This is a genomic window from Streptomyces sp. JH002 (assembly GCF_050916115.1).
Lineage (GTDB): Bacteria > Actinomycetota > Actinomycetes > Streptomycetales > Streptomycetaceae > Streptomyces > Streptomyces xiamenensis.
Genome location: NZ_CP087989.1, coordinates 2,849,318 through 2,873,675, shown reverse-complemented (window position 1 = coordinate 2,873,675; position 24,358 = coordinate 2,849,318). Strand labels below are relative to the sequence as shown.

At 70.0% G+C, this 24,358-nt stretch carries 27 protein-coding genes; 17 read left to right on the top strand and 10 right to left on the bottom strand.

All coding sequences use genetic code 11. The features are described from left to right. Window positions 1–98: 98 nt before the first annotated feature. Window positions 99–431 carry a rhodanese-like domain-containing protein gene (locus H7827_RS13000; protein ID WP_386534861.1) on the top strand — a complete coding sequence of 111 codons (333 nt, stop codon included), beginning with the start codon at window positions 99–101 and terminating at the stop codon, window positions 429–431. 46 nt (window positions 432–477) lie between these two features. On the opposite strand, the gene H7827_RS12995 is transcribed toward H7827_RS13000, so the two are convergent. Further along, the gene (locus tag H7827_RS12995; RefSeq protein ID WP_078846927.1) at window positions 478–1,089 is read right to left on the bottom strand and encodes a hypothetical protein; all 612 of its coding nucleotides are present in this window, start codon (window positions 1,087–1,089) and stop codon (window positions 478–480) included. A 119-nt stretch (window positions 1,090–1,208) separates the two neighbouring features. Here H7827_RS12995 and hemL point away from each other — a divergent pair, with 119 nt between their 5' ends. From hemL to ccsB, 6 genes are all read left to right on the top strand, one after another. Continuing rightward, window positions 1,209–2,534 (top strand): glutamate-1-semialdehyde 2,1-aminomutase, encoded by a 1,326-nt coding sequence (gene hemL, locus H7827_RS12990; protein WP_046724345.1) that lies wholly within the window; start codon window positions 1,209–1,211, stop codon window positions 2,532–2,534. 84 nt (window positions 2,535–2,618) lie between these two features. After that, a complete protein-coding gene (locus H7827_RS12985; protein ID WP_046725675.1) occupies window positions 2,619–3,266 on the top strand; it encodes a histidine phosphatase family protein in 648 nt (215 codons plus the stop codon). Window positions 3,267–3,369: 103 nt separating this feature from the next. Continuing rightward, window positions 3,370–4,038: a TlpA family protein disulfide reductase gene (locus tag H7827_RS12980; RefSeq protein ID WP_052385140.1), complete on the top strand. Its 669-nt coding sequence runs from the start codon at window positions 3,370–3,372 to the stop codon at window positions 4,036–4,038. Between the two features lie 7 nt (window positions 4,039–4,045). Beyond that, entirely contained in the window at window positions 4,046–4,816 is a 771-nt protein-coding gene (locus H7827_RS12975; RefSeq protein ID WP_046724349.1) for a cytochrome c biogenesis CcdA family protein, read from the top strand. 5 nt (window positions 4,817–4,821) lie between these two features. Then, window positions 4,822–6,720, top strand: a complete 1,899-nt coding sequence (gene resB, locus H7827_RS12970; RefSeq protein WP_432745161.1) for a cytochrome c biogenesis protein ResB — start codon at window positions 4,822–4,824, stop codon at window positions 6,718–6,720. Continuing rightward, window positions 6,717–7,814: a c-type cytochrome biogenesis protein CcsB gene (ccsB, locus tag H7827_RS12965; RefSeq protein ID WP_432745158.1), complete on the top strand. Its 1,098-nt coding sequence runs from the start codon at window positions 6,717–6,719 to the stop codon at window positions 7,812–7,814. Before resB ends, ccsB begins: the two co-directional genes overlap by 4 nt. A gap of 37 nt (window positions 7,815–7,851) precedes the next feature. Here ccsB and H7827_RS12960 read toward each other — a convergent pair whose 3' ends face one another. Beyond that, a complete protein-coding gene (locus H7827_RS12960; protein ID WP_432745155.1) occupies window positions 7,852–8,280 on the bottom strand; it encodes a PLD nuclease N-terminal domain-containing protein in 429 nt (142 codons plus the stop codon). Between the two features lie 86 nt (window positions 8,281–8,366). On the opposite strand from H7827_RS12960, the gene H7827_RS12955 reads away from it, so the two are divergent. After that, window positions 8,367–9,818, top strand: coding sequence for a menaquinone biosynthesis decarboxylase (locus H7827_RS12955; RefSeq protein ID WP_030729942.1), 1,452 nt, complete (start codon window positions 8,367–8,369; stop codon window positions 9,816–9,818). Beyond that, window positions 9,815–10,741 carry a menaquinone biosynthesis prenyltransferase MqnP gene (gene mqnP, locus H7827_RS12950; RefSeq protein WP_030729938.1) on the top strand — a complete coding sequence of 309 codons (927 nt, stop codon included), beginning with the start codon at window positions 9,815–9,817 and terminating at the stop codon, window positions 10,739–10,741. Before H7827_RS12955 ends, mqnP begins: the two co-directional genes overlap by 4 nt. Before the next feature lie 43 nt (window positions 10,742–10,784). Here the strand turns inward: mqnP and H7827_RS12945 are convergent, their stop codons facing one another. From H7827_RS12945 to H7827_RS12935, 3 genes are all read right to left on the bottom strand, one after another. Further along, window positions 10,785–11,606 (bottom strand): MerR family transcriptional regulator, encoded by an 822-nt coding sequence (locus tag H7827_RS12945; RefSeq protein ID WP_432745152.1) that lies wholly within the window; start codon window positions 11,604–11,606, stop codon window positions 10,785–10,787. Continuing rightward, window positions 11,599–12,135 carry a VOC family protein gene (locus tag H7827_RS12940; RefSeq protein WP_432745150.1) on the bottom strand — a complete coding sequence of 179 codons (537 nt, stop codon included), beginning with the start codon at window positions 12,133–12,135 and terminating at the stop codon, window positions 11,599–11,601. The genes H7827_RS12945 and H7827_RS12940 overlap by 8 nt, the downstream gene beginning before the upstream one ends. A gap of 83 nt (window positions 12,136–12,218) precedes the next feature. Then, on the bottom strand, window positions 12,219–12,452 hold the full coding sequence (locus tag H7827_RS12935; protein ID WP_046724357.1) for a DUF397 domain-containing protein: 234 nt from the start codon (window positions 12,450–12,452) through the stop codon (window positions 12,219–12,221). A 237-nt stretch (window positions 12,453–12,689) separates the two neighbouring features. On the opposite strand from H7827_RS12935, the gene H7827_RS12930 reads away from it, so the two are divergent. Beyond that, window positions 12,690–13,844 carry an oxygenase MpaB family protein gene (locus tag H7827_RS12930; RefSeq protein ID WP_432745148.1) on the top strand — a complete coding sequence of 385 codons (1,155 nt, stop codon included), beginning with the start codon at window positions 12,690–12,692 and terminating at the stop codon, window positions 13,842–13,844. Between the two features lie 57 nt (window positions 13,845–13,901). Here H7827_RS12930 and H7827_RS12925 read toward each other — a convergent pair whose 3' ends face one another. Then, window positions 13,902–14,096, bottom strand: coding sequence for a DUF397 domain-containing protein (locus H7827_RS12925; RefSeq protein WP_400013394.1), 195 nt, complete (start codon window positions 14,094–14,096; stop codon window positions 13,902–13,904). Then, window positions 14,093–14,929, bottom strand: a complete 837-nt coding sequence (locus H7827_RS12920; protein ID WP_364245327.1) for a helix-turn-helix domain-containing protein — start codon at window positions 14,927–14,929, stop codon at window positions 14,093–14,095. Before H7827_RS12920 ends, H7827_RS12925 begins: the two co-directional genes overlap by 4 nt. Before the next feature lie 106 nt (window positions 14,930–15,035). Between H7827_RS12920 and H7827_RS12915 the strand changes: the two genes are divergently transcribed. The 3 genes from H7827_RS12915 (at window position 15,036) to H7827_RS12905 (ending at window position 16,089) form a co-directional block, all read left to right on the top strand. Then, a complete protein-coding gene (locus H7827_RS12915) occupies window positions 15,036–15,428 on the top strand; it encodes a hypothetical protein (protein ID WP_432745145.1) in 393 nt (130 codons plus the stop codon). Continuing rightward, entirely contained in the window at window positions 15,425–15,637 is a 213-nt protein-coding gene (locus H7827_RS12910; RefSeq protein ID WP_386534889.1) for a hypothetical protein, read from the top strand. Before H7827_RS12915 ends, H7827_RS12910 begins: the two co-directional genes overlap by 4 nt. 107 nt (window positions 15,638–15,744) lie before the next feature. Further along, window positions 15,745–16,089 (top strand): hypothetical protein, encoded by a 345-nt coding sequence (locus H7827_RS12905; protein ID WP_386534892.1) that lies wholly within the window; start codon window positions 15,745–15,747, stop codon window positions 16,087–16,089. Window positions 16,090–16,102: 13 nt separating this feature from the next. On the opposite strand, the gene H7827_RS12900 is transcribed toward H7827_RS12905, so the two are convergent. Next, entirely contained in the window at window positions 16,103–16,909 is an 807-nt protein-coding gene (locus H7827_RS12900) for an NAD(P)H-binding protein (RefSeq protein WP_432745142.1), read from the bottom strand. Between the two features lie 63 nt (window positions 16,910–16,972). Between H7827_RS12900 and H7827_RS12895 the strand changes: the two genes are divergently transcribed. Then, window positions 16,973–17,683 (top strand): helix-turn-helix domain-containing protein, encoded by a 711-nt coding sequence (locus tag H7827_RS12895; protein WP_432745140.1) that lies wholly within the window; start codon window positions 16,973–16,975, stop codon window positions 17,681–17,683. A gap of 142 nt (window positions 17,684–17,825) precedes the next feature. On the opposite strand, the gene H7827_RS12890 is transcribed toward H7827_RS12895, so the two are convergent. Beyond that, the gene (locus H7827_RS12890; protein ID WP_432745137.1) at window positions 17,826–18,674 is read right to left on the bottom strand and encodes a helix-turn-helix transcriptional regulator; all 849 of its coding nucleotides are present in this window, start codon (window positions 18,672–18,674) and stop codon (window positions 17,826–17,828) included. Between the two features lie 101 nt (window positions 18,675–18,775). Between H7827_RS12890 and H7827_RS12885 the strand changes: the two genes are divergently transcribed. From H7827_RS12885 to H7827_RS12875, 3 genes are all read left to right on the top strand, one after another. Then, the gene (locus H7827_RS12885) at window positions 18,776–19,687 is read left to right on the top strand and encodes an SDR family oxidoreductase (protein ID WP_432745135.1); all 912 of its coding nucleotides are present in this window, start codon (window positions 18,776–18,778) and stop codon (window positions 19,685–19,687) included. Between the two features lie 1,638 nt (window positions 19,688–21,325). Then, on the top strand, window positions 21,326–22,525 hold the full coding sequence (locus H7827_RS12880) for a S8 family serine peptidase (protein WP_432745132.1): 1,200 nt from the start codon (window positions 21,326–21,328) through the stop codon (window positions 22,523–22,525). 63 nt (window positions 22,526–22,588) lie between these two features. Next, window positions 22,589–23,788 carry a S8 family serine peptidase gene (locus H7827_RS12875; RefSeq protein WP_432745130.1) on the top strand — a complete coding sequence of 400 codons (1,200 nt, stop codon included), beginning with the start codon at window positions 22,589–22,591 and terminating at the stop codon, window positions 23,786–23,788. Between the two features lie 89 nt (window positions 23,789–23,877). On the opposite strand, the gene H7827_RS12870 is transcribed toward H7827_RS12875, so the two are convergent. Continuing rightward, on the bottom strand, window positions 23,878–24,300 hold the full coding sequence (locus H7827_RS12870) for a hypothetical protein (RefSeq protein ID WP_432745127.1): 423 nt from the start codon (window positions 24,298–24,300) through the stop codon (window positions 23,878–23,880). Window positions 24,301–24,358 lie beyond the last annotated feature (58 nt).

The window sequence follows — 24,358 nt, the reverse complement described above, 5'->3', positions numbered from 1 at the left end:
ATGCCCGTTCAGATCGTCCTGTCCGACGGCTTCGAACCGCTCGCTGCCGTCGCCCCCTTCGAGGTCCTGCACGCAGGCGCCTGCGGGAGCGTGACCGCGTGAGCCTGCGCCACTACCTCCGCCGCCCACCGGCCGTGAGCGCGGCCGAGGCGATCCGCCTCGTCGCGGACGGCGCCCTCGTCGTGGACGTACGCCGTGCTTTCGAGTGGAATCGGACCCACATCCCGGGCGCCGTGCACCTGCCGCTCGAAGTCCTGCCCGAACGCTGCCCGGAACTCCCCGAGGACCGGCTGCTGATCACGTTCTGCACCGGTGGCATCCGGTCGGCGGGCGCCGCGAACCTGCTGGTCGAAAACGGCTTCGAGGCCGTCAACATGAGCCGGGGCCTCGTCGACTGGCGCGCCGCGGGCGGTCCGCTCACCACCCGGTGACGCGCCCGCGCGGGCGAGATCCGCCCGGGCGGACCGGGTCAGGTGCTCAGGGCCAGACCAGGCAGTACGGCTGGTGGCCGGCCTCGTGGAGGCGGCGGGAGAAGTCCTGCCACTCGTTCAGCAGCCGGTAGACGCCGAAGGCGTCGCTGGGGCCGCGCCGGTCGGGGACCGTGGACCAGATGAAGGCCGCCGCGCCCACCGTCTCGTCGCCGATCGCGCGCAGCGGGTCCACGGCGGTGGTGGGGAGCTTGACCACGGCGTAGTCCGGGTGCAGCACCACCAGTTCCAGCGGCGGGACCCGGTGCAGGGGTATGCCCTCGATGCCGGTGAGCACCATGGCGGCCATCGTCTCGGGCTTGATGCGGGTGAACATGCCCTGGCCCAGTTCGTCGCCGCCCAGCTCCTCGGGGCGCATCGACAGCGGCACGCGGGCCGCGGTGGCGCCGTCGGGGGCACCGAAGTATTTGTAGGTCACGGACAGCCTGCCGTTGCCGAGCCGGATCTCGCTCTCACCGCCGCCCGCGCCGGGCGCCGGGACACCGGTGCCTCCTGGGGCGCCGCCCTCACCCTTGCGGCGGTGCCGGCCACGGCGTGAGCGCGGGCGCGGGGCAGGCTCGGGACCGAGGTCCCCTTCGCCCAGTCCGCCTCCGCGCTGCATGCCACCGCCCCGCCTCGGCGCGGTCCCCGCCGCGCAACCCGATCATCGTCTCAGAGGACCTCCCCCGACAGGCGCTCGCGAAACGCCCGAACGCACAGCTGTCTGGAGGCTCTGCCACCATGGAACGCGTGACGCACACCTCTGAGGCCACCCCAGTTTCGCAGACACTCTTCTCCCGCGCAGCCAGTGTGACCCCCGGCGGCGTGAACTCTCCGGTGCGCGCCTTCGGCGCGGTGGGCGGAGTGCCCCGGTTCATGGCATCCGGGTCCGGTCCGTACGTGACCGACGCGGACGGGCGGGAGTACGTCGATCTGGTGTGCTCCTGGGGGCCGATGATCCTCGGCCACGCGCACCCGGCCGTCATCGACGCGGTCCAGGCGGCCGTGGCCAAGGGCACCTCCTTCGGTACCCCCACCGAGGGCGAGGTGGCCCTGGCCGAGGAGATCGTCGCCAGGATTCCCCCGGTGGAGCGCGTACGTCTGGTCTCCTCGGGTACGGAGGCCACCATGTCCGCGATCCGGCTGGCCAGGGGCTTCACCGGCCGCGAGAAGATCATCAAGTTCGCCGGCTGCTACCACGGCCACGTCGACGCGCTGCTGGCCCAGGCCGGCTCCGGCGTCGCGACCTTCGCGCTGCCCGACACCCCCGGCGTCACCGGCGCCGCCGCCGGCGAGACGGTGGTGCTGCCGTACAACGATCTGGAGGCGGTGCGCGCCGCCTTCGCGCGTCACCCCGGCGAGATCGCCTGCGTCATCACCGAGGCCGCCCCCGGCAACATGGGCGTCGTGCCGCCGCTGCCCGGCTTCAACCAGGGCCTGAAGGACCTGTGCGCCGAGCACGGCGCGCTGTACATCTCGGACGAGGTGATGACCGGCTTCCGGGTCAGCCGCCAGGGGTGGTACGGCCTGGACGGGGTGACCCCCGACCTGATGACGTTCGGCAAGGTGATGGGCGGCGGCTTCCCGGCCGCGGCCTTCGGCGGGCGCGCGGACGTCATGGAGCGCCTGGCCCCGGCCGGTCCCGTCTACCAGGCGGGCACCCTGTCCGGGAACCCGGTGGCCACCGCCGCCGGGCTCGCCCAGCTGCGGCTGCTGGACGACGCCGCGTACGCCGTCGTCGACGACGCCGCGGCCAAGGTACGGGCGCTGGTGACCGCCGCGCTCGCCAAGGAGGGCGTCCCGCACACCATCCAGTGCGCGGGAAGCATGTTCTCCGTCTTCTTCACCGAGGCGTCCGTCCCCGACTACGCGGCGGCACGCGCTCAGCAGACCTTCCGGTTCACGGCCTTCTTCCACGCCATGCTGGACCAGGGGGTCTACCTGCCGCCGTCGGCCTTCGAGGCGTGGTTCCTGTCCACGGCCCACGACGAGCGCGCCCTGGAACGCATCGCCGACGCCCTGCCGGGCGCCGCCCGCGCCGCCGCCGAGGCCACCGCCACCGCATAAACCGATCTGGAGCGTTACCTAGTGAGCAGCGAGAACAGCGAGAAGAGCGACAGCGGCGACAGAGTGCGCACCACCGTCCACCTGATGCGCCACGGTGAGGTCCACAACCCCGACGGGCTGCTGTACGGGCGCCTGCCCGGCTACCACCTGTCCGAACTGGGGGAGCGGATGGCCGAGGTGGTGGCCGAGTCCCTGACCGGGCACGACATCACCCACGTGGTGGCCTCCCCGCTGGAGCGCGCGCAGGAGACCGCCGAGCCGGTCGCCAAGGCGCACGGACTGCCGGTGGCCACCGACGGGCGGCTGATCGAGGCCGCCAACGTCTTCCAGGGCAAGAGCTTCGGCGTCGGGGACGGCTCACTGCGCCACCCGGGCAACTGGAAACACCTGCGCAACCCGTTCCGGCCGTCCTGGGGCGAGCCGTACGTCGAGCAGGTGGTGCGGATGAAGAGCGCCCTGGACGCGGCCCGCGACGCGGCGCGCGGCCACGAGGCGGTGTGCGTCAGCCACCAGCTGCCGATCTGGATCGTCCGCAGCTTCGTCGAGCACCGCAGGCTGTGGCACGACCCGCGCAACCGGCAGTGCACGCTCGCCTCGCTGACGAGTTTCACCTACGAGGGCGACCACATCGTCTCGGTGCGGTACTCGGAGCCCGCGCTGGAGCTGGTCCCGCCGCATCTGCGGGCGGGCGGCAAGCCGAAGAAGGGCGCGAGCAAGGGCTTCGGCGCGTAGCCGACGCCCGCCGGAGCAGGGGTGTTCTCCCAGCTCAACGGGGCTGGATTCGGGACAAGGGGGGCGCGGAAGATCGCCTCGGGGCGCATGGGAAACTTTTCACATGATCGAGAGCCGCACATCCCTGCGCCGTCGACACCTCGGGTTCAGCGCCGCCGCAGTGGCCCTGACCGCCGCCCTCACCGCCTGCTCCGGTGCTTCGGCCGGGCCCTCCGGTGGCGACAGCAACATTGTGCAGGGCACCGGCCAGATCACCCATGTCGCGGCCGGTGACCGGCAGCCGCTGCCCGACCTCAGCGGGGAGACCACCGAGGGCGAGCAGCTCGACCTGGCCGACTACCGGGGCCAGATCGTGGTGGTCAACGTCTGGGGATCGTGGTGCGCCCCCTGCCGCGCCGAGGCGCCGAACCTGGTGGCGGTCGCCGAGGACCTCGCCGATGACGGGGTGCAGTTCGTCGGCATCAACACCCGTGATCACAGTGCGGCGAACGCCCGCTCCTTCGACGAGCGGTTCGGCGTGCCGTACCCCAGCCTCTACGACCCGCAGGGCAAGCTGCTGCTCCAGTTCCCCAAGGGCAGCCTCAACCCGCAGGCGATCCCCTCCACCCTGGTCATCGACCCGGAGGGCAACATCGCGGCCCGCGCGCTGAAGCCGCTGACCGAGGAGGAACTGCGGGCGGCCATCGAGCCGGTGCTGGCGGAGACCGCCGACGCCGCGGGCACAGCCGGGACCGGCGAGGACACCGGGACCGACGACACCACCGAGAAGTGACCCGGACATGCACTCCGTCACCCTCGCCGCCGTCACCGACTCCAACGAGACGATACTGACCGGCGCCCTGCTGCTGGCCATACCCCTCGCCCTGTTCGGCGGCCTCGTCTCGTTCTTCTCGCCCTGCGTCCTGCCGCTGGTCCCCGGCTACCTCTCCTATGTCACCGGGGCGAGCGGCGCCGACCTCAAGGACGCGCGGCGCGGCCGGATGTTCGTGGGCACCTTGCTCTTCGTTCTCGGCTTCACCGCGGTCTTCGTCTCCACCGGCGCGCTGTTCGGCGAGTTCGGCCGCACCCTGCTGGAGCACCGCGAACTCCTCAACAAGATCGCCGGCGTGCTCATGGTGATCATGGGCCTGCTGTTCATGGGCCTGCTGCCCCGGCTGTCAGGGCGACAGTTCAAGCTGCCGGTCAAGCCCGGGGTCGGTCTGGCCGGCGCGCCCCTGCTGGGCGTGGTGTTCGGCATCGGCTGGACCCCGTGCATCGGCCCCACCCTCGCCTCCGTGCAGTTCCTGGCCTTCAACGAGGCCACCGCCGGGCGCGGCGCGCTGCTCACCGTCTTCTACTGCCTGGGCCTGGGCGCGCCGTTCATCCTGGCCGCGCTGTTCTTCCGCCGGGCGCTGGGCGCCTTCGCCTGGTTCAAGCGCCACTACGTGTGGGTCATGCGCCTGGGCGGGCTGATGATGATCGTGACGGGCGTGCTGCTGTTCACCGGCACCTGGGACCGTCTGGTGTACGACCTTCAGGTGTGGTCGTCCGAGTTCGACGTTTGGATCTGAACACCATGGCCAGCGACAACCTGAACGACGACCGCGACGACCGCACCCGTACGGACGGCCGGGACGGAACGGACGAGGCCGCGGCCACCGCCGGCCTGTCCACCGCCCCCGCCCAGGACGAGGAGGGCACGGCCGCGGAGCGGCCCGGCGAGAGCACCGCCGTGCACGGCTCGTTCGGCGGCGTACGGGGCCCGGGCGCCGCCGGCACGGCCCGGTGGCTGGGACGCGAGGCGGTGGGCTGGACGCGCTGGATGTGGCGCCAGCTCACCTCGATGCGGGTCGCGCTGATCCTGCTGTTCCTGCTCGCGCTCGGCGCCATCCCCGGCTCCCTCATCCCGCAGAGCGACGTGAACGCGCTCCTCGTCGAGCAGTTCAAGGCCGACAACCCGACACTGGGCTCGCTCTACGAGCGGCTCCAGCTGTTCGAGGTGTACTCCTCGGTGTGGTTCTCGGCGATCTACATCCTGCTGTTCATCTCGCTCATCGGCTGCATCGTCCCGCGCACCTGGCAGTTCGTGGGCCAGCTGCGCGGCCGTCCGCCGCGCGCCCCGCGCCGCCTGGACCGGATGCCCGCGTACACCACCTGGCGCACCGACGCCGAGCCGGCCACGGTGCTGGACTCGGCGCAGCGGCTGCTGAAGCGCCGCTGGTTCCGTACCGCCCCCGCCCCGGACGGGGGCTCGGTCGCCGCGGAGAAGGGCTATCTGCGCGAGGCCGGCAACCTGCTCTTCCACATCTCGCTGATCGTGCTGCTGGTCGCCTTCGGCACCGGCCAGCTGTTCTACTCCGAGGGCGGCAAGCTGGTCATCCAGGGCGACGGGTTCTCCAACACGCTGCCCCAGTACGACGACTTCTCCTCCGGGTCGATGTTCGACGTGGACCACGACCTGGACCAGTTCGGTTTCACGCTGAACGAGTTCACGGCCGAGTTCTCCCGCGAGGGCCCCGACCTGGGCACCCCCACCGAGTTCCGGGCCGACATCACCTACTGGCTGCCGGACGGCACCGAGACCGACGCCACCGTCCAGCCCAACAACCCCGTCCACATCGGTGACTCCAAGGTCTATCTGCTGGGCCACGGCTTCGCCCCGGTCATCACCGTCACCGACGGACAGGGCCGCACCGCCTTCTCCGGGCCGGTGCCGTTCCTCCCGCAGGACACCGGGCTCACCTCCACCGGCGTGGTCAAGGTGACCGACTACCTCGACGAGAACGGCGACCCCGAGCAGCTGGGCTTCCAGGGCTTCTTCAACCCCAGCTACGCCATCGACGCGGAGCGCGGCCCGCACTCCACCTTCCCCGACCCCGACCTGCCGGTGCTCACCCTCACCGCCTACCACGGCGACCTGGGCCTGGACTCCGGCATCCCGCAGAACGTCTACCAGCTCAACACCCGCAAGCTGGAGCAGTTCACGTCCGAGGACGGCGAGCCGTTCCGCTTCGACCTGCTGCCCGGTGAGTCCATCGACCTGCCGGAGGGCAAGGGCACCCTCACCTACGAGAGCTACCAGCGCTGGGCCACCTTCCAGATCACCACCAAGGCCGGCAACGGCTGGGCGCTCGCCGGCTCGCTGGCCGCCGTGGTGGGCCTGGCCGGGTCGCTGATGCTCCAGCGCCGCCGGGTGTGGGTACGGGCCACCACCGACGGCGCGGGCCGTACCGTGGTCGAGCTGGCGTCGCTCGGCCGCACCGAGTCGGCGAGGATCCCGCACGAGCTGGCCGACCTCGCCGCCGCCCTGCAACCGGACGCCCCCCTGATCCCCGAGACCTCCGAGACTTCCGAGTCCTCCGACGCCGCGGATTCCGCCGACTCCCCCGAGTCCTCCGAGTCCTCCGGGTCCGCCACGACCGCCAAGTCTCCGAAGTCTTCCGAGTCCTCTGACGACCAAGGAGCGCGCGCATGAATCTCGCCATGAGCGAGGAGCTCGCCGACCTCAGCAACTACCTGATCTATTCGGCGATGGCGGTCTACTCCCTCGCCTTCCTCGCCCACATCGCCGAGTGGCTCTTCGGCAGCCGCTCCAAGGTCGCCAGAACGGCGGCGGCCCTGACCGAGGACAGCGAGGCGGCGGCCGTACCGGCGCAGCGGTCCACGATCAGCGTGACCGTACGCGGCAAGGGCGGCGCCACCGACGTCCTGGAGCGGCCCGCGGTCATCACCCGTTCCGCGAGCCCGCGGCGCGACGCCGTCCCGGACGGCCCCGGCCCCTCCGGCGGGGACGAGAAGGGCGACCTGTACGGCCGGATCGCCCTCTCGCTGACGGTGCTGGCCTTCCTCATGCACTTCTCGGCGGTCCTGGTGCGGGCCATCGCCGTGGAGCGGGCCCCGTGGGCCAACATGTACGAGTTCTCCACCGCCTTCTCCATGACGGCGGTGGCCGCGTACCTGCTGTTCCTGCTGGCGAAGAAGAACGTCGGCTGGCTGGGCCTGCCGCTGGTCACCACCGTGCTGCTGGACCTGGGCCTGGCCGTGGCGGTGCTCTACACCGAGAGCACCCAGCTGGTGCCCGCGCTGGACTCGGTGTGGCTGTGGATCCACGTCGCGCTGGCCATCACCTGCGGGGCGCTGATGTACCTGGCGGTGGTCTCCACCGTGCTGTTCCTGTTCCGCGACTCCTACGAGAACAAGATCGCCTCCGGCGGCACCCCCGGGCGCCTGGCGACCTCGGTGATGGAGCGGCTCCCGGCGTCCGTCTCGCTGGACAAGTTCGCCTACCGGATCACGGCCGCCGTCTTCCCGGTGTGGACCTTCACGATCGTGGCGGGCGCCATCTGGGCCGAGAACGCCTGGGGCCGCTACTGGGGCTGGGACCCCAAGGAGGTCTGGGCGTTCATCACCTGGGTCGCCTACGCCGCGTACCTGCACGCGCGCGCCACGGCCGGCTGGAAGGGGCGCAAGGCCGCCTACCTGGGCATCGCCGGCTTCGTCTGCTACCTGATCAACTACTACGGTGTGAACATGTTCGTGAACAGTCTGCACTCGTACTCGGGCGTCTGAGCCCGGCCGGGCCGGACGGCGGGGCGGGAACCCGCCGTCACTTGGCCGGAGGGTCCTGCGGGCCGCCGTCGTCGGAGTTCTTGTCCTCCTTGCGGAGGTCCTCCTCGCGGCGCCGCAGGTCCTCCTCCCAGTTCTCCAGGAGTTCCTTGTCCTTGGCGTTCTCCTCGCGCTGCTTCTCGTCGTTCAGCGAGCGCAGGAAGTCGGGGTTGTCGTCGGGGGCGACCCAGCCGCCACCGCCGGACCTGCGGCCCCTGGCCTGCCCGCCGCCGTTGCCGACGGCCGCGGCACCGCGCTGGCGCCCCACGAAGATCCACGCGATCGGGCCGATCAGCCAGGCGAAGACGATCAGCAGCAGCCAGACCAGCTTCGGAAGATGCTTGACATCCTCGTCCTTGGTGCTGATGCAGTCCACCAGGGCGTAGATGGCGAGCGCGATCGGTACCAGAAACATCAGCACCCTGAGCATTGTGGTCCCCCTGGGGAAGTGTGGCCACGGTCGGGGCGGGGCCCCCTGACTAAGGCCAGGGTAATGCGTCGGCAATACTGAGGCGCATGGCATACGACGACCTGCGCGCACTGCTGAAGGCCCTGGAGAAGGACGGGGAGCTGAAGCGGGTGAGGGCGGAGGTCGATCCGCACCTCGAAGTGGGCGAGATCACCGACCGCGTCAACAAGGCCGGCGGCCCCGCGCTGCTCTTCGAGAACGTCAAGGGCTCGACGATGCCGCTGGCCATGAACGTGTACGGCACGGACCGCCGGCTGCTGAAGGCGCTGGGCCTGTCCTCGTACAACGAGATCAGCGAGAAGATCGGCGGCCTGCTGAAGCCGGAGCTGCCGCACGGCTTCACCGGGGTGCGGGAGGCGTTCGGCAAGCTCGGCGCCATGACGCACGTGCCGCCGAAGAAGGTCAAGAGCGGCCCGGTGCAGGAGGTCGTCCTCAAGGGCGACCAGGTGGACCTGGAGGCGCTGCCCGCGCTGTTCACCTGGCCCGAGGACGGCGGCTCCTTCTTCAACCTGGGGCTGACCCACACCAAGGACCCCGACAGCGGCGTGCGCAACCTGGGCCTGTACCGGCTCCAGCGGCACGACAAGCGCACCATCGGCATGCACTGGCAGATCCACAAGGACAGCCGCAACCACTACCAGGTGGCGGCCCGGCGCGGTGAGCGGCTGCCGGTCGCGATCGCCTTCGGCTGCCCGCCGGCCGTCACGTACTCCTCCACCGCGCCGCTGCCCGGCGACATCGACGAGTACCTCTTCGCCGGTTTCCTCCAGGGCAAGCGGGTGGAGATGGTGGACTGCGTGACGGTGCCGCTCCAGGTGCCCGCGCACGCCGAGGTCGTCCTGGAGGGGTGGCTGGAGCCGGGGGAGATGCTGCCGGAGGGCCCGTACGGGGACCACACCGGCTTCTACACCCCGCAGGAGCCGTTCCCGGCGCTGACCATCGACTGCGTGACGATGCGGAAGAAGCCGATGTTCCAGTCGATCGTGGTGGGCCGGCCGCCGACCGAGGACGGGCCGCTGGGGCGGGCGACGGAACGCTTCTTCCTGCCGCTGCTGAAGATCATCATCCCGGACATCGTGGACTACCACCTGCCCGAGGCGGGCGGCTTCCACAACTGCGCGATCATCTCGATCGACAAGAAGTACCCGAAACACGCGCAGAAGGTGATGTCGGCGGTGTGGGGGGCCCACATGATGTCCCTGACCAAACTGATCATCGTCGTGGACGCCGACTGCGATGTGCACGACCTGCACGAGGTGGCGTGGCGGGCGCTGGGCAACACGGACTACGCCCGCGACCTGCTGCTCACCGAGGGCCCGGTCGATCACCTGGACCACGCCTCCTACCAGCAGTTCTGGGGCGGCAAGGCCGGCATCGACGCCACCGCGAAGTGGCCCGAGGAGGGCTACACCCGCGACGGCGGCTGGCCGCACATGGTGGTCTCGGACCCGGATACGGCGGCCCTGGTCGACCGCCGCTGGAAGGAATACGGACTATGACCGCCCTCCCCGCCTCAGCCGGCCGGCCCGCCCCCGCGGCGGTGCCGGGCCGGCTCCGCGCGTTCTTGAACGTGGTGATGTTCGAGCACTCGATCTTCGCCCTGCCCTTCGCGTACACCGCCTCCCTGACGGCGATGTTCCTGTCCGAGGGCCGGCGGATCGAGTGGGACACCCTGGGCCTGGTCACGGCCGCCATGGTGGGGCTGCGGTCCTTCGCGATGGCCGCCAACCGGATCATCGACCGCGAGATTGACGCGCGTAACCCGCGCACCCGGGGCCGCGAGATGGTGACGGGCGCGCTGTCGGTGCGGGCCGGCTGGATCGGCGCGGCCCTCACCCTGGCCCTGTTCCTGGGAGCCGCGGCGCTGCTGAACCCGCTGTGCCTGGTGCTGGCGCCGGTGGCCGTGGTGCCGATGGTCGTCTACCCCTACGGCAAGCGGTTCACGGACTTCCCGCACGCCATCCTGGGCCTGGCCCAGGCGGCCGGGCCGGTCGGCGCCTGGCTGGCGGTCACCGGCACCTGGTCGTGGGACGCGGTCCTGCTGGGCCTGGCGGTGGGCATCTGGATCGGCGGCTTCGACCTGATCTACGCCTGCCAGGACATCGCCACGGACCGGGAGACGGGCGTACGGTCCTTCCCGGCCCGCTTCGGTATCGCCACGTCCCTGCGCACGGCGCGGGTGTGCCACGCCGTGACGATGGCCCTGCTCGTCTGGTACGCGGCGGCCACCGGCGCGGGCCCCTTCCTGTGGGTCGGCCTGGCGGTGGTCGCGGGCGCGTTCGTCTACGAGCACTCGCTGGTCAAGGCGGACGATCTGTCCCGCCTGAACCGGGCCTTCTTCACGGTCAACGGCTTCGTGGGCATCACCCTGTTCGCCTTCGCGCTGACCGACCTGCTGACCCGCGGCCTGATCGTCTTCTAACCCGCTTGGTCCGCCCTTCTGCCGGGGCCCACCCCTTGCCCCGCTACTCCCACGTGGCGGTGTCCGGGTCGATGCCGTGGGCCCGCGCGTCGGCGTCCACCAGACGCCGGAACCAGCCCGCGAGGCCGGGCCGCACGGCGTCGTAGTGCGCGGTGAAGGCCGGGTCGGTCTCGTACATGCGGGCCAGGCAGACCTGCATCTGCCGGGTGAGCGGAAAGTACGCCGCGAACACCTCACGGTGCCGCTCGACGAGCCGGCCGGCCCGGTCGCTGCCCGGCGCGACACCGGCGTCCATCGCCTCGCCCAGCTCCCGGTCGAGCCCGGCGACGGCGTCGGCGACGGCCTGCCACTCGCGTGGGCCGCGCGCCGCCGAACGCTCGGCGTACTGCCGCCACTGCGGGGTGTCCCCGTAGCGCTGCCGCGCCTCGTCGGGCCACGACGGGTCCCAGCGGGGGCCGAAGACCGCCGCCTGCTGCTCGACGGTCAGCAGCAGACCGCGCTCGTGCGCCTCGATCATCCGCTCAAGACCGGTGTCGAGCCGCTTCAGACGCTCGATCCGCTCGGCGACCTGGGCCCGCTGCGCGCGCAGCGCGTCGGGCACGTCGGTGGACGGGTCGTCCAGTACGGCCCGGATCCGGTCCAGGCCCAGGCCGATCTCGCGGTAGACGATGATGCGGTGCAGGCGTTCCAGGTCACCGGCGGTGTAGAGCCGGTACCCGGCGGCGGTGCGCAGCGACGGGCGGGCGAGACCGATCTCGTCCCAGTGGTGCAGGGCGCGGACCGTCACGTCCAGCCGCGCCGAGACCTGACCGACGGTCAGGCCCTCGGCGTCGGCGTGGGCGTCGGCGTCCGTGGTGTCAGGCATGGTGCCCATGATCGGCGCCGATGGGCTCGGGCGCGGTGATCCCCATGTCCGCCAGGTTGCGCGCCTCCTGGCTGTCCGGATCGAACGGCTTCGCGGCGGTGAGCACGACCCGGGCGTTCTCGGGGGTGATCACCTCCACGTCGCGGGTGTTCCAGGGCGTGTCCCGCGGGCCCTCGACCGACTCCGGGCGCAGCGCGCGGCATGCCTCGGCGAGCCCGTCGAGCTGGCCCAGCACGCACGCGAAACTGACGCTCATGGCCGGTGGCCGCTCCGCCGCGTTCGGCGCGGCGACCAGCAGGACGTCCTGGAAGGCCCAGCGGCGCAGGTGCGTCAGCGTGCCGGGGATGCTGAACAGTTCGAAGAAGCCGAGCCCGCGCACCCAGAAGTCGGCGGAGCCCGCCAGGTCGGTGGTGGGGATGGTGACGAAGGCGGGCATGCCGTAGATGCCGCGGAACGGTTCCGGCGGCACGGCGTCCGGGCCGGGGGCGGGTACGGGGCTGATCTCGAACGCGTTGTAGTAGTCGCTCATGAGCACCACGGTGCAGCCTCACGCAACGTGAGGGTCAAGTCCGGATGCCCGCCGCCGGTGGCGCGGAGGCTGGGGGCGCCGGGTCAGGAGCGCGGGACGTCCTCGACGAAGTGGTCGAACTCGTTGTTCTGGACCCCCAGGACGAACGCGTCCCACTTCGCGCGGGTGGTGGTGACCACCTTCTCCGGCTCGTCGGTCTGCCGGATGTGGATCAGGTCCCCGTCCCCTGCGGCGACCTCGAAGCAGTGCTCGTCGCTCCCGTCCTCGACGGGGGCCTGAATCCAGTCGAGATGATCGAGATTGCGGCTCTCCGCCATGACAGACCTCTCCTGAGCGTGACCTGAGCGGTGCTTACGGTACCCGTCGGAACGGCACAGGGCGACGCCGCCCGCGTGCGCCCCCGTTCGCGCCGGGGAGCGTGCTCCGCTGTACTCCCTGCGGGTTATGGTCGCGCCCTTTCGGCCGGTACAAGATCGCGATCGACATCCGGTCCGCGCGCCGGCCGGACGGCACGCGCGCGGTGCCATGACCCCGTGCGGAATGAGGAAAGCGCTGTGACACTCAATGCGGCAACGGTCGCGTCGGAACTGGAAGCCGCGAACCAGGTCGGCGACCCCGAGGCCGACGAACTGGTGGCCGAGCTGATCGAGAAGCGCGAAGTGGACGGAGTCAACGCGCTGTTCCGCACCATCGGGACCCTGAAGCCCGGCCAGGACCTGTCGACGCTGCCCGAGCGGCTCGCGGAGTTCCTGCGCGGGGCCACGGCCCCGCCGCCGGACTGGAGCGAGGCCGATGTCCGGGCCGCCGAGAGCTTCTTCGGCCGGCACCACGGCGAAGTCTCCATGCTCCAGGGCACGGTGGGCCTCATCGGCACGTACCTGTCGCCGACCGGCGCCTTCACCCTGCGCTCCACCGGCCGCCTCGGCGGGGTCGAGGGGCCAGGGCGGCGCCTGTCGCAGTCCTCGCGGCTGTTCATCGACATGGGGGACAAGGACGCCCTGCGCGACGGCACCCTCGCCGCGAACGTGACCAAGGTGCGTCTGGTGCACGCCTCCGTGCGGCAGCTCCACAAGAAGAGCGGCGAGTGGGACTACGCCAAGTGGGGCGAGCCCGTCTCCCAGAAGTACACCACCGGCGCGGCCTGCGTGTTCAGCACGCAGATCGTCCAGGCCATGCGGAACCTCGGCGTCGATGTCTCCCGCTCCGACGCGGACGGCTTCATGTGCGCCTGGCACTACGTCAGCCACTACCTGGGCACCCCGGAGAAGTGGCTGCTGCCGAAGGACGCCGACGAGGTCGAGCGGCTGTGGAACCAGGAACGGGACAAGGAGTGGAAGAAGACCGAGGACGGCGTCTTCATGACGGCGCAGGCGGTCGAGTTCTACAAGAAGTTCTTCCCGCCGGGCTTCCACGACGCGTTCGTGGCGATGGTCCGGGTGGCGCTGACCGACACGTACGCCGACATGGCCGGGCTCGCCAAGAACCTTCTGGACGAGGCGGGCAAGCCGCTGGCCGCGGGCCACAAGATCGCCAGTGGTCTGGGCGGCGGCCTGTTCGGCGGCGCGGCGGAGAAGACCGTCGGCGTCAACCCGTACAAGGAGACGCTCGGTATCGCCTCCAAGGCGTTCAACGAGGTCGAGAAGTACGCCCTGACCCACGACCAGGACGACCAGCCGCAGATGCACCAGGAACTGGACGACAACCGGTGACCACCGCGTGCCGGCACATCGCCCCCTGCCGGACCCGGCAGGGGGCGACCGCACGCGTCACGGCTTCAAGGAGCCGACGAACACGGACCACGCGGGGGCGGAGAAGGCCACTACGGGGCCGTTGTCACGGTGCTTGGTGTCCCGGACGGGAACGATGCCGCGCGAGGCGGCGAGGTTGGCGGCGACCTCGATGCACTGGCCGCCGTTGCCGCTGTACGAGGACGTGTGCCAACGGGGAGACTCGGTCGTCACTGTATGCCCTTTCGCAACTGCTCGATCATGGCCACGGACGCTGCCTGAGACAGCGCTTCAGCCTGCAACTGATGGTAGGCGGTCATTATGGGCAACACGAAGGTACTTTCCCGCTCCAGATGACCCCTCTGAGATGACTCGGCATAGGTCATAAGTGATCGGTCAGGCAACGTCAGTAGGGTGATGGGCAGGCTGAACGGCCTACGGGCTCCCATGCTGAATGGGGCGATCTGCAAGATCGTGTTCGGCAGTTCGGCGAACTCAAGCAGTCGCGCAAACTGAGCATCCATGATGCTCGGATCGCCCATGGGCCGAAGCACACAACCCTCATCAAGGACCGCGCACAGAAGTGGGGCAGGCGAACGAGCAAGTGTGGCTTGTCGCTCCATCGCCAGGGCTACGCGCTCGTCCGCCTGCTCTGCGGTGATGGCTCCTCGGCGAACGGCGTCCGCTTCGAGCGCCGCTGCATAGTCAGGCGTCTGGAGAAGCCCCGGGATGACACCTACCTCGTACAACCGGATCTCCGCCGCCCGGCCTTCGTACCCGACGTACTCGGGGAAGCCCTCCAGCAATGAGCCCTGTCGGATCTCCCGCCACTGGCGCTCGAAGGTGTCGATGGTTCCCTGGGTACCGAGGGCCTGGTCCAGGCTGCGCGAAAAACGCAAGGTCGGAACCTTCCGACCGGTTTCGACAGCGGAGATATGTGTGCTCGAATATCCCATCTGGGCAGCGAGATCTTCCTGCTTCCAGCCGCGAGCCTCCCGCGAACTGCGCAATCGCGCTCCGAATGCAGCCTGTGGACTGCTGTCCGGATTGAGTTCCTTGCGATTCAATTGACCCGTACCAACCTTCCGTTCACGTTCGACACGTTGAACGATGCCCTGGCCTGCGCAACGCTGAACCTCGCTGGTAGTGGATTCACTACGGAGAGGAGCGGTCGTGCGTACGACCGAACGGCTGGAACTTCCCCAAGTCCCCATGGAACTCCTTCAACTGCGCGAGGCCCTCGCTCTGCTGGGTGTGTCCACCACGCAGATCAGCCTCAACCCCGGGCTCTCGCCCACGATCTCGGTCCACCGGATGTCTCTGGGCATCGTGCGGCGGCTCGTTCCTGACCTGGTCTGCGGGCTCGCCCGCCAGCACTTGTCGCCGGGGGCGGTGGTGTGGAGCGCCGAACTGGAGCGCGTCGTGGTCGTCGTCTACACAGTCGGGGCGTTGATCCGGGTGCGGGCGTACGACGATCCGTCGTTCGAGACGCACGCCCCGGCCGCCGACTTGCGGCCCGCGACCGTACGGCAGTTGGCGGCCGTGACGCGGGCGGTGTCCGGATGAGCGTTCCGGAGGTTGTGGAGATCACCGCCGAGACGGTGCTGGTCGGCGATGTGATCCAGGTCGGGGGCCAGGCGCTGGTCGTCGCGGATCTGGTGCTGACCACCCGGGGTGGGCGCCGGCTGGAGTTCGCGACGGGGGAGGCGCTGACCTTGCACGCCCGTTCCCGGCTGACCGGCACCCGGCTGAGCAGTCGTGGGAGGACGAGGTGAGGTCCGTTCCCCGGCTTCCCGATCTCAGGTTCGCCGAGATCCGGCCCCTGCCACCGCGCCTGCCTGCGGGTGCCTCCCGTCCGGCGGCCGGGGGAGGCTCGGAATGGGTGCTGGGCCGGTGCTGGCTGTGGTGCGGGAACCGCTGCACCTGGGTGCTGTGGCTCGGCTCTGCATCAACCGCCGGGCACTACGCCCAGTTCTACGTCTGCGAACCGTGCCTCGCCCGGCTGCACCACACGATCATCGACTACGCCGAGGCGATGCGGGACGCACCCACGGATGCCACGGGATTCAAGGTCCCGCTGTACATAGCGCCCGAGGACCCGCCCCGCCCCGAACCGATCAACTACCGCCGCCCCGGCACCCGTACCCGCCGCCCCCGCACGGCCCTCGGCCGCCTGTGGCACCGCCTCATCACCGGCCGCGAAAGACCCTCGGCTCCGGTCGCCTGACCGCCGTGCCGGATCAGGGTGTTCCCGCGAAGGCCGCCCGGTGGTCGCGTACCCACTGCTCGAAGGTGCCCGCCGGGCGGCCGAGTATCCGTCGTACATGGTCCGTGAGGTAGGCCGTGCCGCCCGCGCGGGCCCAGTCGATGCCGGTGACGACCTCGGCCGGCAACCGGCCGAGGAGGTCCGTGCCGTCCGTGATCCGCACCGTCCGCCCCAGCACCCGCCCCAGGATCGACGCCTGGTCGGCGAACGTCAGCAACTCCGGGCCGGTCAGGTCGTACCGCTGTCCGTCGTGTGCGTCGCCGGTCAGGGCGGCGACGGCGACCGCGGCCACCTCTCTCGGGTCGATGACGGCCTGCCGGGCGTCACCGGCCAGGTTCGGGACGGGTTCCCCGGCCAGGATCAGGGCCCGGTGGGGCAGGACGTTCGAGGCGAAGGTCCCGGGGCGGAGCATCGTCCACGCGAACCCGCCGGACTCGATCGCCTCCTCGGCGGCGACGTGCCACGCGCCGATGGTCTGTCCGCCGAAGATCCCGCCGCTGCCGATCGCCGACAGCTTGACGATCTTCCGGACCCCGGCCGCGTGTGCGGCTCGCACCAGGGCGAGGTCGTGGTCCGCCGTCGGCTGGGGCGGCACGGTCACCAGGAAGACCGTGTCGACGCCCGTGAGCGCTCGTTCCAGCGAGGCCGGGTCCTCGAAGTCCGCCCGCACGTGACCCGGTTGGGCGCGGCGGGACATCGCCCGGAACGGTACGCCCTGTTCGGAGAGGAGGCGTACGACATGGCTGCCGATGGTGCCCGTGGCACCGGTGATCAGGATCATGCATCCGACGATGGCAGCGCCTCCACACCTCCGGATAGGAAGTTTCGGCACTATCGTGGAGCGGTGGGTTCCCTCAACGTGCCGCCCGCTCTGCTGCGTTGGGTGTCCGGGATCGATGTCGCCACGGCGACGGCCGGGCCGACAGCGGTCGACGTGCCCGACCATGCCACCACCCTTCTGCTGCGCGTCGAACGGCGCGAGCTGATCGTGATGGGGCCCCGTACCCGGGCCGCCTATCACGCGGGCGGGGCCGGCCACTCGTGCGTGCGGGTCCGCATGCGGCCGGGGCGCGCGCAAGCCCTGCTCGGGCGTCCGCTGCGCGATCTCGCGGACCGCGTCCTGCCCCTGCGCGCCCTGCCGGGACTGGACATCGACCAGCTCGCCACCGACCCGGTGACCGCGCTCGACGGGGCGTGGTCCGGCCTGCCGGGGCCCGCTGCCCGGCTGGACGAGGCCGCGCGGCTGCTGGCCGGTGGCACGGTCGCCGCGGCGGCGGCCCGGCTGAACCTGAGTGAGCGCCGCCTGCACACCCTGTTCCTGGACGGCACCGGCCTGTCCCCGAAGCGCTTCGCGCGCATCGACCGGCTGCGGACCGTACTGGCGGCGGGTGCGGTGCCGGGACGGTGGGCGGACATCGCGGCGTCGGCGGGGTACTACGACCAGTCCCACATGACGGGGGAGTTCCGCCGCCTCATGGGCGTCCCACCGGCCGCGTTCACCGCCGGCCGCTTCCCCGCCGCGACCTCCTGCACGGAGCGGCAGGGACACCCCTGACAGCGCCACGGCGCGCCGTCGCCCGCCGACCGGACGGGCCTTCCCAACGCTGCGGCGGAGGTACGGGTGGCCGCGCAACGCGGGCCCTTGGTCGTGAGACCGACCTCCGTTCACGTCGCCCGCTCCTCCCGGACGGGAGCGGCTACCGCTCCGCGTCGCTGAAGCGGTCCAGCCCGAGCACGGCGAGGAGTTGCAGCTTCTCGTCCCCGGGAGACCGTGGCGGCGCGGTGAGCACGAGCAGCGTCTGGGACTGGTCCTCGGTGAACAGGGCCTGACAGTCCAGTTCGATCGGGCCGACCTCGGGGTGGAGGAGCGTCTTGTGGTCCTCGAAGCGCTGCGCGACCTCGTGCCGCTCCCACAGCGCGGCGAACTCCTCGCTCGCCGCCCCCAGGGCGCGCACCAACTCACCGGCCTGCGACCGGGGGCCGCGCAGTCCGTGGGCGGCACGCAGGTTCGCCACCTGGGCGCGGCTCTGCCGGTGACGGTCGGCCTCGGGATAGACGGATCGTTCGGCGGGATCGGTGAACCAGCGGTAGATCGCGCTGCGGGCCGGACCCGTGTGCCGCGACGCGTCCCCGAACAGGGCGACGGCCATCGCGTTCTGCACCAGCGTCTCGCCCAACTCCGTCAGGATGAGCGCCGGAGTGTCGTCGAGGCGGTCCAGGACCCGCAGCAGGGCGGGGGCGACGTGCGGGGAGGCCGACAGCGAGGCCGGGGCGTTGTGGCCGGACACCCGGTACAGGTAGTCGCGTTCGTCGCCCGTCAGCCGCAGGGCCCGGGCGAGCGAGGCCAGCATGTGCTTGCTGGGCTGCGGACCGCGCCGCTGTTCCAGCCGCGTGTAGTAGTCCGTCGACATCACGGCGAGGGACGCGACCTCCTCACGCCGCAGGCCCCGGGTGCGTCGGCGTACTCCGGGGGGCAGCGCGACATCCTCCGGCCGGAGGGCCTCACGGCGGCGGCGCAGGAAATCGGCCAGAGCTGCACGGTCCATGCGAGCGAGTATCCGTTGGTGCGGGTGGGCGAGCCAGGGACCGCCGATCCCCCGATGAACGCTCTCTGCCCCCGTGGCGGCGGACCACTGACGATCGGGTCATGGACACACTGGATCTGCAAGGGAAGCTCGCCGTCGTCACCGGCGGCAGCGACGGCATCGGGCTCGGGCTGGCACACCGCCTCGCCCTGGCCGGCGCCGAGGTCATCATCCCGGTGCGCAACGAGGCCAAGGGCCGGGCCGCTCTGGAACGGATCGGCGGCAACTCCTCCCTGCGCGCGCTGGACCTGGCATCGCTCACGTCGGTCGCGGCGCTGGCGGACCGCCTGAACGACGAAGGGCGGCCGATCCACATCCTGATCAACAACGCGGCCGTCATGACACCCCCCACCCGGCACACCACCGCCGACGGCCTGGAACTGCAATTCGCCACCAACTACCTGGGGCACTTCGCCCTGGTGGCCCGCATCCTGCCGCTGCTCATCGCCGGCCGCGCCCGGGTCACCACCCAGTCCGCCCTGGCCGCCGCCCTGGCCAGGACGATGAACTGGCCGGACCTCCAGTTCCAGCGCGGCTACAAGCCCTGGCCCGTGTACAGCCAGTCGAAGCTGGCCACCATGCTCTTCGGCCTGGAACTGGACCGCCGCAGCCGGGCCAACGGCTGGGGCATCACCAGCAACGTCGCCCATCCCGGGTTCACCCGGACCAACTTGCAGAGCGCGGGGCCGAGGATGGGTGGCGGCAGGGCACCCTTCGATGCCGGGTTCCGGCTGTTCGCGCCGCTCGGCTGGCCCGTCCAGCGCGTGGAGGGCGGGCTGCGCCCCGCGCTCCACGCGGCGACCAGCCCCGATGCCGGGGGTGGATGCTTCTACGGCCCGCGCGGATTGGGACACCTCACGGGCGCGGCGACCGAGGAGAAGATCTATCGCTCGGCCCGCAACCCGGAGGACGCCTCCCGGCTGTGGGACCTCTCCTGCGACCTGGCCGACGTCACGTTCCCCAGCCGGGCATGAGCCCAGACGGGGGGCGAACCCCGCCGTATCGGCCGCCCCGCTGACGGCGCCCGCTCCTCCGCACCGGATGTCCAGCTGTGGAAACGGTGGCACACCGGAGCGCGTCGGCAGCGGAACGTATCCTGGGCGCCAGGCGTCTTGCCCGGCGAAGGGGTAGTTGGGGAGGGGATCGGTCGTGGAGGATTCTGGGGGGTACCAGGGGACGTACTGGGGCCATGGGTCTGAGGACCACTCGGAAGCGCAATTGCAGGCCATGTCCCACCGAGACCTGGCGGCGATGCTGAGGGGAGCAAACCCCGATGCGTTGATCCAGCGCGGTGAGGCCTTGAACAATGCGGCTGAACAGGTATCCGATCTGGGACGTCAGATCTGGTCGGCCGCCAAGGCACTGCAGTGGGAGGGGCAGACGGCGGATGCGTTTCGTGACTGGGTCATCCGTTTCTATCAGGACTCCGACAACCTCAAGACGTATGCATCCCTTGTCAGCTCGGCGATGACGAACGCTGGTGTCGCCCTGCGCCAGGCCCAGAGCGAGATGCCTCCAGTACCGGAGATCTTCCTCGAGCAGAATGCAGACCCGGAGTATCGGTCGATTCTCCCCATGGGGCAGGGTGTCGACGAGACCTCGCGTCAAGAGGCCATCCGCGTCATCAGTCGGCTGGGTGGGGTGTACCGGGCATCGGCGACGAGTATCAACGGTGCACCGGAGCCCGTCTTTGAGAGGTTCGATGTAGGTCCTGGCATCAGCCCGTTCCCTACCAGCCCTTCGCCGCAAGTCGGTTCAGGGTCGCCACCCGCGTGGAACGTGACACATCCCGTGCCCCAGCCGGACGTTACCCCCTCCCGTGGGTCCTTCAACGCTGTTCCCTCACCAGCCGATGCGCCCTCTCAAGCGGCAACGGGAGCAGTCATCCCGCGTGTGCCGGAGAGGGAAGTTTCCGACATTGGTACATCGTTGGATTCGGTGGCGACAGTGACGAACGGCGGTGCTCCTCCTGTGGCTCCGTCCACGCCTCCTGCTGCGATGGCCCCGGAACGGCCGGTGCCAGGTGGCGGCGTTTCTCAGCAGCCGGTTACCGGGCCGATGCCGGGATGGCCGGCGCCCGGTCAGCAGGGTCCGGCTCGGGGTGGTGGGGCGGGCCAGGTTCCGCCGGTGCGGCCGTCCGGCCCGCCCATGGGGCCGGGTTCGCAGCCGCCGCACGTGGGTCGTCCTGCCGGTCTCGGAACGCCTGGTGGCCAGCAAACTCCGCTAGGCCGCCCACCCATGACGGGTGGAGGCCCCAGTGCTGGCTCGGGCGGGGGTAATCCCTGGGGCCGGGCGAACAACTACGGTCTGCTCGGGGGGAAACCGGTGCCGAACGCGAAGCCGACCGTGGCATCGCGGATCCCGCCGGGTGGGGTGATCCAGCCCGGCATGAACGCCGCCAATTCCCGTCTCACCCCTTCCAAAGGCGACCAGCCCGCAACTCCGCGTCCCACTTATGGGAAGGCGACCGTTGACGGACCTACCACCGGCCGTGGGCGCGCACGGTCCTTGCCCAAACCCACCGGCGTCATCGGACTCCCTGGCCAGGGCCCCAAGAACAAGAGCAAGAAGAAGAAAAAGAAGAACGAAAGCAAGGACGACAGGCAGCAGCCATGACCCCCACCCGCCGGGCCCTCGCCACCACCCTTGCCCTCACCGCCCTACTCGCCACCGCACCCACCACCGCACAAGCAGCCGGCACCCCCCAACACCCCTGGTACTTCGACACCCTCCGCGTCGATGACATCTGGGAACACACGAAGGGTGAAGGCATCACCGTCGCCGTCATCGACAGCGGCGTCGACCTCACCCTCCCCGAACTGCAAGGCCAGGTCCTCGATGGCACCGACCTCACCGCCTCCCCACAGGGCGCCCATGTCGACACCGACGGACATGGCACCGACATGGCCGCACTCATCGCGGGCACCGGCGAAGGACAGGGCATCCAGGGTCTCGCGCCGGAAGCTCAGGTCCTGCCCATCCGGGTGACCAACGGGGGCATGACGACAGAACTGCCGGCCAGATGGGCTGCGGCCATCGAATACGCGGTTGAGTCCGGTGCCCAGGTGATCAATATTTCTCAGGCCAGCCCACACGATGACCCGACTCGCCAGGCCATGGCTGCGGCACTCGCCACCGCGGCCCGCAACGATGTACTCATCTTCGCGGGGAGCGGAAACGACGGTGAGGGACTGAACAACCCCTCCGCCCCCAACTCTCTCGAAGGCGTCGTGAGCGTCGGCGCGGTGGACAGGACCGGGGAACACATTCCGTACTCGACCTACGGTCCGCAGGTGACCCTTGCCGCCCCCGGGAACGACGTTCCCGGCCATTGCGACGGTCTCTCCGGGCCGGCGTGTGTCCGCGAGGAAGGTGGAACGAGTTCCGCCACCGCTCTCGCCTCCGCCTCCGCCGCGCTGATCTGGTCGCAGCACCCGGACTGGACGAAGAACCAGGTCCTTCGGGTGATGCTCAACACCGCCGAGCGGTCCGATGACCAGCGGCGGGATGACTACACCGGGTACGGCATTGTCCGACCCGACCGCGTCATCGTGGATGGGGAGGGCGACCCGGGAGACCCCGACAGCCCGCCGATCTTCCGCGACTGGGAAGCGGGCCTTGTCCCGCCCGCCACGCCCGAGCCGACACCCGAAACGACGCCGGACGACAGTGCCGAACCCGCCCCGGGACCCGAGGCGGAAGCCGCCGCCACTAGCGACGACGGCAGCCCTCTACCCTGGATCCTCGGCGGCACCGCCGCAGTTGTGCTCGTCGGCCTGACCGGATGGTTGCTGCTCCGGCGACGCGCCTGATCCCCGCTCGGGCCCATTTGTCGCCCCATCGAAAGACGAGAGCAAGGACGACAGGCAGCAGCCATGATCCCCACCCGCCGGGCCCTCGCCATCACTCTTGCCCTCACCGCCCTACTCGCTACCGCGCCGGCGGCCCAAGCAGCCGACACTCCCCAACACCCTTGGTACTTCGACACCCTGCGAGTCGAAGAGATGTGGGAACACGCGAAGGGTGAAGGCATCACTGTCGCCGTCATCGACAGTGGTGTCGACAGCTCGCTCCCCGAGCTGGAAGGCCGAGTCCTCGAAGGCGCCGATCTCACTGGGCGTGCCGAAGGTGCACACGTGGACACCGACGGACACGGTACTCACATGGCAGCGCTCATCGCTGGAACGGGAGATGGAAACGGAATTCGAGGCATTGCTCCAGGTGTCAAAATTCTTCCCGTTCGCATCGTTGAAAGTGGCGATTTCTCCATCAGTGGTGTCGCTCGATGGGTAGAGGGTATTCAATACGCCATTGATTCGGAGGTGGACACTATCAACATCTCCGGTACACGGGAAGACATCATTGGCGCGGCGGGGCCACTGTCTGAAATGGCAGAAGAAGCGGCCAGGCAGGGCATACTTTTCTTCGCTTCTGTTGGTAACGAAGGGGAGAGGGCGAACACGGTTCAACCGCCGGCGAGCCTTGACGGTGTCGTGGGTGTCGGCGCCGTGAAGAGTGACGGTGAGAGGTCCTCCTACTCCACGTCCGGCGCGCACGTAGCCATCGCCGCTCCCGGCAACGGTGTTCCCGCGTACTGCGGCGATCTGGGCGGCTCCCTCTGTCTGATCGAGGGTGGGGGGACGAGCGCAGCTGCCGCCTTGGCGTCGGCCTCTGCCGCGCTGATCTGGTCGCAGCACCCGGACTGGACGAAGAACCAGGTGTTGCGGGTGATGCTCAACACTGCCGGCCGGTCGGACGATCAGCGGCGGGATGACTTCACCGGGTACGGCATTGTGCGGCCGGACCGCGTCATCATCGATGGGGAGGGCAACCCGGGAGACCCCGACAGTCCGCCGATCTTCCGCGACTGGGAAGCCGCCCTCGTGCCCCCGGCCACGCCCGAGCCGACACCCGAAACGGCGCCGGACGACAGTGCCGAGCCCGCCCCCGGACCGGAGGCGGAAGCCGCCGCCACTAGCGACGACAGTAGCCCTCTGCCCTGGATCCTCGGTGGCACCGCCGTCGTCCTGCTCGTCGGCCTGACCGGATGGTTGCTGCTCCGGCGACGCGCCTGAACACCGATCACGCACCCACGTGCGCGTCACCCCCCTCTTCGAGGTGACAGCGATGGGTTGTGCTTCAGTCCCGGCGTATCGCGAGACGGTCAGAACTGCTGCTGCTCGACGTCCGGCGGGAGGAGACAGGGGGTGGAGACGATAAGGAGCAGATGGTTCTCGTTTCCGGTGAAATCCTGGGCGGTGACCGACTGGCCCTCTTCCGGGTGCCGGGCATCAAGAGCGTTCGCAGGGGATACCGTCGGGTCTGAACGGTAACCGCTGATCTCGAAACCCTTCTCCTCCAGGATTTCGCGGATGTCGAGAACCGCCTGCGCGTGGTCCTCCGGAGGGAGTTCGATGCGAGCAGAATAGGAATGCTCGAAACGTCCGTCCTCCGCGACCTCGCCGTTCCTGCCGAGGCACGCGTAGAAATTGACCTTCTTGGTGTCTTCCGCGATCTCTCCGCCAGCGGTGCGGGCCATGGACTCGATCCAGTGTCTGGACCAGGCCTCGGCGTCCTCTTGGCTCATGCGCGGAAGTGGGTCATTGGCACCGCTCGACATGCAACCTCCCAGCGCGAACGCGACA